General features: G+C 40.7%; 8 protein-coding genes. 3 read left to right on the top strand and 5 right to left on the bottom strand.

Going from position 1 to position 11,081, the window contains the following annotated elements; all coding sequences use genetic code 11:
• Positions 1-119: 119 nt before the first annotated feature.
• The 5 genes from BTO21_RS08505 to BTO21_RS08485 form a co-directional block, all read right to left on the bottom strand.
• Positions 120-1,091, bottom strand: coding sequence for an OmpA family protein (locus BTO21_RS08505; RefSeq protein ID WP_045030718.1), 972 nt, complete (start codon positions 1,089-1,091; stop codon positions 120-122).
• Between the two features lie 355 nt (positions 1,092-1,446).
• Positions 1,447-3,669 (bottom strand): YjbH domain-containing protein, encoded by a 2,223-nt coding sequence (locus BTO21_RS08500; protein ID WP_045030715.1) that lies wholly within the window; start codon positions 3,667-3,669, stop codon positions 1,447-1,449.
• Positions 3,669-4,445, bottom strand: coding sequence for a capsule biosynthesis GfcC family protein (locus BTO21_RS08495; RefSeq protein ID WP_045030714.1), 777 nt, complete (start codon positions 4,443-4,445; stop codon positions 3,669-3,671). Before BTO21_RS08495 ends, BTO21_RS08500 begins: the two co-directional genes overlap by 1 nt.
• Positions 4,446-4,458: 13 nt before the next feature.
• Entirely contained in the window at positions 4,459-5,181 is a 723-nt protein-coding gene (locus BTO21_RS08490) for a YjbF family lipoprotein (RefSeq protein WP_045030712.1), read from the bottom strand.
• 134 nt (positions 5,182-5,315) lie between these two features.
• Positions 5,316-5,597 (bottom strand): hypothetical protein, encoded by a 282-nt coding sequence (locus BTO21_RS08485; RefSeq protein WP_045030710.1) that lies wholly within the window; start codon positions 5,595-5,597, stop codon positions 5,316-5,318.
• 572 nt (positions 5,598-6,169) lie between these two features.
• Here BTO21_RS08485 and BTO21_RS08480 point away from each other — a divergent pair.
• The 3 genes from BTO21_RS08480 (at position 6,170) to BTO21_RS08470 (ending at position 10,820) form a co-directional block, all read left to right on the top strand.
• Entirely contained in the window at positions 6,170-7,312 is a 1,143-nt protein-coding gene (locus BTO21_RS08480) for a polysaccharide export protein (protein WP_045030708.1), read from the top strand.
• A gap of 242 nt (positions 7,313-7,554) precedes the next feature.
• Complete coding sequence (locus BTO21_RS08475; RefSeq protein WP_045030706.1) at positions 7,555-7,995, top strand: arsenate reductase/protein-tyrosine-phosphatase family protein; 441 nt, start codon at positions 7,555-7,557, stop codon at positions 7,993-7,995.
• 647 nt (positions 7,996-8,642) lie between these two features.
• On the top strand, positions 8,643-10,820 hold the full coding sequence (locus tag BTO21_RS08470; protein WP_045030704.1) for a polysaccharide biosynthesis tyrosine autokinase: 2,178 nt from the start codon (positions 8,643-8,645) through the stop codon (positions 10,818-10,820).
• Positions 10,821-11,081 lie beyond the last annotated feature (261 nt).

Here is an 11,081-nt window from a genome sequence, read left to right as displayed (position 1 = left end):
CCCTCCCTTAATTTCCTCTAAACAAAAAAATCCGCCATAACCGTGAAGTGATGGCGGATTTTCAGCGCTTACTCGTTACCTAATAAACACGTAGTACTAAGCTTTATAGTCAGTAATAATTACTGAGCAACAACTTGAGTAACTGTTTCGATGTTTAGCTCAGGAACGATGATGTCTACACGACGGTTCTCAGAACGGCCTTCAGCAGTATCGTTAGATGCGATAGGATCTAGCTCACCACGACCTTCGCTAAGAACGCGATCTTCACCAACGTTTAGGTGTGCACGTAGTTCTTTAGCAACAGCTTCTGCACGCTCTTGAGATAGTTTCTGGTTGTATGCTTCAGGACCAGTGCTATCAGTGTGACCAACAACAGTAATTGTTGCGTCAGGGTATGCGTTTAGACGTTCTTCGAAAGGTGCTAATTTGCTTGCATCGCCAGCAGTAATTTGAGTGCTATCGAATGCGAAAGGTACAGTTAGCTTTAGCTCTTCGATTGTTGCTACAGATACTTGATCAACATAAACAACTTCTGGAGCAACTACTGGTGCTGGAGCGCCCCAATGGTATGCTAGAGAAACGCCAGCGAATTGAATGTCAGCACCGCCAACATCTTTGTAGTATTGGTACTCAACGCGTGTAGATACGTTGTTATTGATGTAGTACTCAGCACCAACGCCAGCAGTTGAAGCGAAACCATTGTCGCTACCTGTTGCGCCGTTTTTAGCATTCCAATCGTAGTAGAAAACACCTAGTTTAGCGAATACATCAATTTTGTCGTTGATAGCGTAAGAGTATTTACCAACAAGGTCTGCACCTTGAGCTGTAAATTTGCCTTCACTATTTTTATCAGTAGCACTACCTAGGTTAGTGTAACCCACTTCAGCTGCAAACCATGGTGTGATTTGGTAACCAGCAAAAACGCCACCTGAAAGGTTTTTGTTCTCAAGATCGATGTTGTTAGTGCTGTCTTTAATATCGTAGAAGCTATTACCTAAACGAGCACCAGCATAAAAAGGATTATCTGTTGCAGCATTTACCGCGCCAGATACAAGAAGAGCAAGAGGTAGTACTAGAAAAGTTTTTTTCATAATATTTGCCGTATTTTCCTAATTGTAATAGATCCGACTTAAGCCGGTAATTTTCGCACTATTATATGAAAGTGCTTGTCTATACCCTACAATAACAAACGCTATTGGGATATATTTTTCACATATAATAATGCATTTTTTTTGAATGACATAGCAATTAAACGGTGTTTCATTTTTTTTGGTGTTTAGAGTGTAACAATCTGTTAATAAGGAATTATATTATCCTTTTTTGGTATATTTTTTGGGGTTATTTGCTTTTTACATATTTTTAAAAAGTGTGTATTTATAAAAAATGAGTCGAATGATGACGAAAATCGGTAACTCAAAAAATGAGTTACCGATGTATTAATACTCTTTAGTTACTAAAAGCTTTACGTCCGCTCCATGGTTGACGACCATCTGTTAAGTCATAAAGATGATATTGACGGCCTAACATTTGACCACCATCACGGTTCATCGGTAACCAAGAAATATGAGCACGACTGGTGCTTGGTTTAACGGTTAAAATATCGAATGGAATCGAGATGTAGAACCCCTTGTTAAAGCTGCCTTCGCCATATTCTTCTGCTGACATACTGGTTTTAGAAATGAAAGCACCCGCAATAATGCCGCTATCAAATTGCTTCGAGAAGTCGATAGTCACGCCTGTATCTTCAGCTAAATAACGCCCAGCACTGACTTTTAACAATGTATTAGGTAACCATTGCCATTGTGGTTGGTAGTACGCAGTTAAATTACCGGTAGTGGTGCCTGTTTGGACTTCGTATGGTCGTCCTAAATGATCATCATATTGGTTCTGATCTTTAAAGAATCCAAACGCCGAATGCGGATCTCGCTGCTTAACATAATTGACATCTAGCCCCAATGCCCAGTTACTGCCAACAGGGCGGTAAAGCACCTCGCCACCGACACCACCAAACATCACTTCTAAATAACCTGCATATGCCTGTGCATACCAATCACTTGATACTTGATCTAACCAGGTTAGCTGTAAGTTATTCATCCGTAATGTGTTATCAGTAATGTACTGACGCACTAAAGTACGGACACGCTTATTATGGGTACCATCTGGCGGTATATCATATTTAAATTTATCGTAGGTATCGTAAAGGTTTAAATAAACCGAACCACCAACAGTAAAGTGGTTATTAAACCAATAATCAGCACTTGCAGTCACACCGACATTAAACATATAGAAGCCTTCAGAGCCACCTAATGATTGCTGTAGGGTTGGTGCAATACCGACATTCCAATTCTTATTGAGATCAACCATTGGCTGGCCTTGAATATCTTGTGGTGCGGCGGTGGTGCGACTATCAGCAATGTTACTGCCGATATAATCATTATTTGCCACTTGTAGCAGTTGCTGGCGGTTAAGTATTGTCTCAGTGATCGGTTGGTTAGCGACCGTTTCAACTATCTTAAATTCTTTGACAACAGGAGCTTGATTATTAAGTAAGATCCCTGCGCGTAATTGGGCTTGATCACGATCGCGATATTTAACTTGTTCGGCAACCACAGTAATACTGTTATCGCCATCTTGGTAAATCGTCGGATTTTTATAGCCAGCAATTTTATTAACATCTTGAGCTAATTGTTGCCATTGTTCAGCCGTTAGTTCAGTTGCTGTTGGCGTGGTGGTTACTGATGGCATTGGCTCATCTAACCAACTGGCTTTAAGTTGATTAAAGTTAGTATTAACACTTAAACCAAAACTCACCGTGGTGCCGCGCTCATAACTGATGTTAGCCGTTGCCCAATCCGTTAATTGGTAAACTGCACCCACATTAAACGGTGACTTGGGTGTCATGTCATGGCCACGATTAGCACGGAAATCATCAGTATAATCGTTACCGTCATACTCAAGTTTTAGCTGTAAAGGTTGCCATGGGGTTTGGTACTCTACGCCACCATAAAGAGCGGCATTACCTTTAAACCAACGTTGAGTATCAAAACTACCGCCATTGCCTTTAAAGCCATTGTTACGGTCACAAAAAGCATCATCAATGTTACATAATGGATTGGTGATATTACCGCGTTGACCGATATAACCCCAGCCTAAGCCGAGCGTAAAATCTAAAGGTCCAACACGTTTATTAGCTGCAATAAATTCGCCATCAAATAAACCAGTGCCGCCGAGGTCACGAATACCAATAGCGACTTCTGGTAACCAATAAGACTCTTGCCATAAACGCAGTTTTACATCAATGCCTTTATCAGTATATAAGGTGTCACCACTAAAGCTTTGGTCACCACTGTAATAAAGGTCAGGAACTTGAGTATAACGGATGGTGGTTTCTAGCCATGGCAATAGTTGTAATGACGCCCAGTAGTGGTGGTAATCACTGCTAATAGTGGTACCAAAGGTAAATTCACCTTCTGGTTGCATACGTGCAGTGGGCATCTGCATTAAACCCACGCCACCAAAATCACTGTTAGAGTAGCGTAGTTCAGGATAGCTAAATTCATCTGCTTGCGCCGAACAGAAGGGCAGTAACGCAATCGCTAAAGTGGATAAAGCAAACAAAGGACGCTGATATATGTTGTGTTTAGTGTTAGCCGATGTGACAGAGTTCATTACAACGTCCTGTTGATTAGCATTGAAGAAATATCATGGTTTAAGTCTCTGTAATCATGGAACACAGATTGGTAACCAAGATAAATAATTGCGCCTGGTGCGATATCGTTATGGTTGTTATTCCAATAAGCAATCGGGTGCTTTTGGATCACGCCATCAGGTTGGATAACCGTAACGTAACTGTTAGCCGCAATATCAATGGGAGTAACTTGATCTAGATAATTTTGTGCTGCCATTCGAGGTTGCCACTCAAGCTGTTGTGGCTTTTCAATTGCACCAATAATAATGATTGAAGTCGGGCGAGCAGCGAGTGTTAACTGATAGTTGCCTTTTAATAGTGGGTTATCGATTTTTTTCAATCGTACTTTATCGATATCAATCGCAACAGGTAGGCGCTCGGTTTTAATGTGTTGCTGTAACCATTGGGCGGTATTCGTAAAACTATCACTGACTGTCGCATCGTCACTGTGTTGTTGACTTAACAGTGTCAGTTGGTTGATCAGTGCTTGCTTGGTTTCTGGTTCGTGAGTCGAACGTAAGCTACTGCCAAGCCAATAGGGTGTTGCAGTACTGGTGCGTTGTTTAAGACTGTCACTAACAACTTGTGCTAATCGTACTGGCTCAGCGTAGTGCAAAGTTACCGCTGTATTTGAAGAGCCATTAGCATGTAATGTGATCATGCTTTGTGCCATTGCTGGCAGGGAAATAAATAAGCATAAACTCGCAAGGGCATAGTAGCGGTAACGAGTGGGTGTGGTGAAAAATGAACAAAACATAAATACGCTACCGTTAGCCAAAAGGTTTAAGAATAGTCATTTCAACGCTAGGTAAATCAGGTGCAATATATTGCTGACTCTTTACCACTTTTCCGGTGCGTTGTTCAATCCAGAAAGTATTGCTGTAGTGACGGTCAAGTTGCTTGATGGTGACATTTTCGCTAAAGCGTAGTACTGGCACAGATTTACCATTAATGGTTAATACTTCTGGTTGGTCAAACACAAATTGTGAATCTAGTTGATAACCATTGTGGTAGCCAGGTTGCCAATCAATATGACGTTGCCATGTTGTGGGTGTTGTTGCGAGATGCAGCCCTAAAGTAAGCGGATCAACTGTTTTACTGGTGGTAGTTGATAAATTACCAGCGGCTAAATTAACTGTTTTTACAATGCGTCCACTCTGCGTAACCAACATTCCATGATCACTGGCAAGCCATTTTAGTAATGGTGGTGATGTTTTAGAAGACGGAGTGGTTATTGTTTCACCTGTGGCTGATTCAGCCAGTGCTAACACCATAAATAGTTGCGATTGGTTATCGATACGAACGTAGGTACTGGCATAAGGTAATGCTGCAATGGTATTAGCCGATTTATGAATATCAGCAGTACCTTGCACAGCAACACGAACCGTATCATTAATACTATTGATTTTTTGACTACAGCCAGAAACGAATAAAGCTGTTGCCGATATCAGCAACAGCTTTGAAATAGGGGAACGAATGATATTTTTAAGCATGAGTAGTGCTTCCGATAGGCCACCTAATAGAGCTATAGATTGCAATAATCGAATAGCTTACAAAATAGAATAACCGTGGCCAGCACGGTTATTTTTTCATTAACCTAAATTTTTATCAGGTCAAACTTCATTAATTACTTAGCAGCGCTAACTGAAGTAGAAGTAGAAGTCGTTGTTGAATTAGTGTTGCCTGAATCAGAAGCAGCAACGGCAACAGCAGCAATAGCAGCAGCTGCACCAACAACAACAGCAGTCGTTACGCCAGCAGCAGTACCTACAGCTGTTGTTGTACCAGCTGCTGTACCTGAAGTTGTTGTCGTTGCTTGTGTTGCTGCATCATCTGCAACATAACCGCCAGCAAATGCTGAAGAAGACATAGCCATAGCTGCTAGAAGAACTAATGCATTCTTTTTCATGATGTAAATCCTTATTGATAAAAATAATATAGGCTGTCAATAAAATGACGTTTTTAATGGTGAACCATTGATCCACTGAATTAATAATTATACCGAATAATTGCATATAACTATGTAAGTTTTTTTTACCTTTTATGCGTTCATGTGTATAAAGTGTGATATTCATCACTATTATTAACTGTGAAATAGTATTATTTTAACTTATGGATTGAAAAACGGCTCTTTTTGTGGGTGATTGTTATATTACAATTGGTTACATATTTTTTTGGGTAGTATATAGATAGTAAATGGGCAAATTTTTATATTTCATTTTATATGTAAATTAAGTAGAATCCGTCAGCAATATAAATAATCCAAATGTCAGTGATCGGTTGTTTTTACATATATATGTAATTCCATGTAATTCACATGCCAATTGTTATTATTATATATTCATGGCGTTTATGTATTAGAGTCAACAAAAAAATCATATTTTATTAAAGCGAATGAGGAGCTGTAACCTTCGGGCGGTAGCATGCTTATTTGTAATGAATCCAATCCCTTTCCATCAATGCTGAGATGAACTTAATCTAATGGAATTATCAAAAAAATTGCTTGTCACAGCAGTTGCGTCTGTAATGTTAGCAGGCTGTAGTATGCCAGGATCGCATCTTAGCCTTGATGGTAAGCACGTTGCTGAAGTTAATTCGGAACAACCTACGCTTGATCAACAAGTGAATGTGTTCCCTCTAACTGCTAATAATATTAGCCAATTTAAAGTAGCGAAAGTTGCCGCGCAGGTAAACACTAAATTAGAACAAGAGCTTAGCAGTTATGAATACCATATCGGCCCTGGTGATATTTTAAATATCACTATTTGGGATCACCCTGAATTAACCATTCCTGCAGGTTCATACCGTAGTGCAGAAGAAGCGGGTAACTGGGTACATGCGGATGGCACTATCTTTTATCCATATATTGGTACAGTGAAAGTTGCAGGTAAAACGGTAACTCAGGTTCGAAGTGATATAGCACAGCGATTGGCAGAGTATGTTGAAAAACCACAAGTCGATGTTAACGTGGCAGCATTTCGCGCTCAAAAGGCCTATGTAACCGGCGAAGTAAAAACACCTGCGCAACAGCCAATTACCAATGTGCCTTTAACCTTACTTGACGCGATTAATAAATCGGGTGGTTTAGCGGCTGATGCTGATTGGCGCAATGTGACTTTAACCCGTAATGGTAAAGATCAAACCTTATCATTGTATGCATTAATGCAACGTGGCGATCTAATGCAAAACCGTTTATTACGCAACGGTGATATTGTGCATGTGCCACGCAACGATGCGCAAAAAGTGTTTGTGCTTGGTGAAGTTAAAGAGCCTAAATTACTTAAAATTGATCGTGTAGGCATGAGCTTAACTGAAGCGCTCAGCAGTGTTGGCGGCATCAATGAATTACAAGCTGATGCAACTGGAGTGTTTGTTATTCGTGCTAACCATGCCGATTTAACCAAAACACCCCATAGTCCTGCTGCTAATATTTATCAGTTAAATATTAAAGATGCGACCGCATTAGTAATTGGTACTGAGTTTGAATTACAGCCTTATGATGTTGTATACGTAACGGCTGCGCCAATTGCACGTTGGAACCGTGTTATCCAGCAACTTGTGCCAACCATTGGTAGCTTTAATCAGCTTTCTGAAGGTATGAACTACTATATGAATTTGAAGTAATGATTTGAGGAAGGGAAGGGAAGAAAGGAAAAGAAGGTAAGGGCAGGTAAGAATAGGAAAAGAAGGTAAAAATAGGAAGAGTAACAAGCAAACATTGTTCCCTCGTCCCTAAAAACCGCGTTCCTGATCTTTATATTCCTCAGTCCTCGTCCCTAAAAACCTTATTTTTGCTTTTGCTTTTGCTTTTGCTTGCTCCTGCTCTTCCTCGTCCCTTAAACCCTATTTACTCGAACCCTATTCCTATGTTCAATAAAATTCTTGTTGTTTGTGTGGGTAATATTTGTCGCTCACCCTCTGGCGAACGTATTCTGCAAGCTAAACTACCGAACAAAACAATTGCTTCGGCAGGTGTTAGCACAGCTAAAAGCGGGTTAGCGGGTAAAGCTGCTGATAAAATGGCTTCAGAGGTAGCATTAGCGCATGGTTACTCACTTGAAGGTCATCAGGCTCAGCAAGTGACCAGTGAATTATGTCGTGATTATGATCTGATTTTAGTGATGGAAAAAGGTCATATCGAGGCTGTTAGCAATATAGCCCCAGAAGCACGCGGCAAAACGATGCTATTTGGACAATGGATTGGGCAACAAGATATTCCCGATCCTTATCGTCAGAGTAAAGAAGCATTTGATCATGCATATGATTTGATTGATCAAGCAGCAGTCGCTTGGGCGAAGAAGTTGTAGATTTCTAACCCCCGTTATTCCTTAGAGTGAATGCTAACCCTAACTTCGTCATTCCCTACGGTGAATGCCCGCGAGGGCGATAGGGAATCTACTATCCGCGCGTCGTAGAGTTATTGAATTCACTGGCTTCTTTAACGCTCAATTAAAACTCTCCGTCATTCCTTAGAGTGAATGCCCGCGAGGGCGATAGGGAATCTACTATCCGCGCGTCGTAGAGTTATTGAATTTGCTGGCTTCTTTAACGCTCAATTAAAACCCTCCGTCATTCCCTACAGTGAATGCCCGCGAGGGCGATAGGGAATCTACTATCCGCGCGTCGTAGAGTTATTGAATTTACTGGCTTCTTTAACGCTCGATCATAACCCTCCGTCATTCCCTACAGTGAATGCCCGCGAGGGCGATAGGGAATCTACTACTAACGCGTTGTAGAGTTATTGAATTCACTGGCTTCTTTAACGCTCGATCACGCTTTGAGTAGATCACGGATAGCTCGTACCTCACTTCCGAGATGACGGATAATGGGCTAAGTGAAGTTACGAGGGCGATAGAAAATCTACTTATCGAGTGCTGTAAACCATATTTAACTTTTGGATGATGCCTTGGCTCCTCCTCATCTCTTAAAAATTTAACATCGGAATCTTTACTTAATGAGTATTGCTCAAACCCCACAACCAAATACTTCTCCAGGAACGGATGAAGTCGATATCGGTAAACTGTTTGGTATTTTAATTGATAACCGCTGGATGATTATTATCACCACCTTTATCTTTGCTGTTGTCGGCATCGGTTATGCTTTACTTGCTACCCCAATTTATAAAGCTGATGCATTAATTCAAATTGAAGCTAAAAGTTCAGGCATGCCAGCCCTTGGTGGCGACATGGCAGAAATGTTTGGTGGTGGTGAATCAAGTGCCACTACTGAAACTGAAATCATCAAATCACGAATGGTTTTAGGTGAAACGGTTGATAAATTAAACCTTACTACAGTTGTTAGCCCTGAATATCTTCCTGTTGTTGGTAAAGGCTTAGCCCGCTTAATGGGTGAACAGCATTTTATTAACGTCTCTCGTTTTACTGTTGCTGATGGCCGTGAACTTGGCGGTTATCAAATCGTGGTAACAAATGCTGAACAAGGTCAATATCAACTTAACGACAGTGATAGTCGTAAAGTATTAACCGGTAAAGTGGGTGAATTAGCCCAAGTGAACGGTTACCAACTTTTTGTTACAGATTTACAAGCAGTGAAAGGTGCTGAATTCGCTTTATCAAAAATAAGCCGTCTTGACGCAATTCAAAATTTACAACGTAATTTAGCTGTGGCTGAACAAGGTAAACAAACCGGTATTTTACAATTATCAATGACCGGTGAGAACCGCGCTGATATTAAAGCGATTGTTGATGACATCAGTAAAAACTACTTTTTACAAAACGTAGAACGTAATTCTGCTGAAGCTGAAAATAGTTTGGTGTTCTTAAAGCAACATTTACCTGAAATTAAAACTCAGCTAACGGCAGCAGAAGATAAACTTAATACTTATCGTCAACAGAATGAATCAGTAGATTTAAGTTTAGAAGCAAAATCAGCACTTGAATCTATGGTTGGTTTAGAGTCACAGTTAAATCAGTTAACGTTTAAAGAAACTGATATTTCACAGCGTTTCACCAAAGAACACCCTGCGTATATTTCATTAATGGATAAACGTAAAACGTTAATGAAAGAGCAGAGTCGCTTAAATAAACGCATTGAAACGTTACCTAAAACGCAACGTGCAATTTTACGCCTAACCCGTGATGTTGAAGTTAACCAACAAATTTATGTGCAATTACTCAATAAAGTGCAAGAGCTGAACATTGTTAAAGCCAGCACTGTGGGTAATGTGCGTATTCTTGATGCTGCGCAAGTTTACACTAATGCAGTTAAGCCCAAGAAAGCGTTAATTGTGGTATTAGCAACCTTACTTGGCGGTATGTTAAGTGTCGCGATTGCCTTTTTACGCGCAGCACTGCACCGTGGCGTTGAAAGCCCTGATGAAATTGAAGCATTAGGTTTACCTGTTTATGCCTCTATTCCACTGTCTGATTGGCAAACTGATTTAGAAAAGAAATTTAAATCAAAACAGCAATTACAGATCAATCAAGCATTACTAGCGGTTGCCAACCCAGCTGATTTATCGATTGAAGCACTACGTAGCTTACGTACTAGCCTACACTTTGCGATGATGGAAGCACGTAATAATATCGTGATGATTTCAGGCCCGAGTCCGGGTATCGGTAAGTCATTTGTATCGGCTAACATGGCAGCAGTAATGGCGAAAGGTGGTCAACGCGTATTAGTGATTGATGCCGATATGCGTAAAGGTCGCATGGAACGCCAAATGTGTGTTGATAGTAAGCCCGGTTTAGCGGATTACTTAAGTGGTCAACAAAGCATTGAGCAAGTGATTAAATCACCGGGTGTTGAAAACCTAGATTTTATCGCTCGTGGCGCAGTGCCACCTAACCCATCAGAACTATTAATGCATCCGCGTTTAAAAACGTTATTAGATTGGGCATCTGAAAATTACGATTTAGTCTTAGTGGATACGCCACCGATTCTAGCCGTAACAGACCCCGCGATTGTTGGTGCTCACGCGGGCACAACTATGATTGTGGCGCGTTTTGGCTTAAACCCAGTCAAAGAAATTGAAGTGACTAAAAACCGTTTTGAACAAAATGGTATTGAAGTCAAAGGCTGTATTCTTAACGCCGTGGTACGCAAAGCCAGCTCAACTTATGGTGGCAACTATGGTTATTACAACTATAGTTATGCGAGTGATAATAAGTAGAGAACAGGTATGAAGGGACGAGGGTCTAGGGTCGAGAAAAAGTGCCTAAACCTTCGTCACTCTTAATAGTGAATGTATGAGCCAACCCATCATTGTCTATAGTGAATGCACTAGCCAACCACTGTCATTCCCTACAGTGAATGTACGAGCTAACCCCCCGTCATTCCCTACAGTGAGGTTACGAACGAGATAGGGAATCTACTTATCACGTGTTGTAGAGTTAATATTTTCACTGATTGACGATTGAGAAGGAATAATCTT

It is taken from the genome of Photobacterium phosphoreum (assembly GCF_002954725.1).
Classification (GTDB): Bacteria; Pseudomonadota; Gammaproteobacteria; order Enterobacterales; family Vibrionaceae; genus Photobacterium; species Photobacterium phosphoreum.
Note: the sequence above shows the minus strand (reverse complement) of the source record. Positions and strands in the feature narration are given on the sequence as shown.

What these genes read in the sequence shown, in the direction of transcription:
- BTO21_RS08505 (WP_045030718.1), bottom strand. Translation starts at nt 1,091, where the DNA reads ATGAAAAAAACTTTTCTAGTACTACCTCTTGCTCTTCTTGTATCTGGC.
- BTO21_RS08500 (WP_045030715.1), bottom strand. Translation starts at nt 3,669, where the DNA reads ATGAACTCTGTCACATCGGCTAACACTAAACACAACATATATCAGCGT.
- BTO21_RS08495 (WP_045030714.1), bottom strand. Translation starts at nt 4,445, where the DNA reads ATGTTTTGTTCATTTTTCACCACACCCACTCGTTACCGCTACTATGCC.
- BTO21_RS08490 (WP_045030712.1), bottom strand. Translation starts at nt 5,181, where the DNA reads ATGCTTAAAAATATCATTCGTTCCCCTATTTCAAAGCTGTTGCTGATA.
- BTO21_RS08485 (WP_045030710.1), bottom strand. Translation starts at nt 5,597, where the DNA reads ATGAAAAAGAATGCATTAGTTCTTCTAGCAGCTATGGCTATGTCTTCT.
- BTO21_RS08480 (WP_045030708.1), top strand. Translation starts at nt 6,170, where the DNA reads ATGGAATTATCAAAAAAATTGCTTGTCACAGCAGTTGCGTCTGTAATG.
- BTO21_RS08475 (WP_045030706.1), top strand. Translation starts at nt 7,555, where the DNA reads ATGTTCAATAAAATTCTTGTTGTTTGTGTGGGTAATATTTGTCGCTCA.
- BTO21_RS08470 (WP_045030704.1), top strand. Translation starts at nt 8,643, where the DNA reads ATGAGTATTGCTCAAACCCCACAACCAAATACTTCTCCAGGAACGGAT.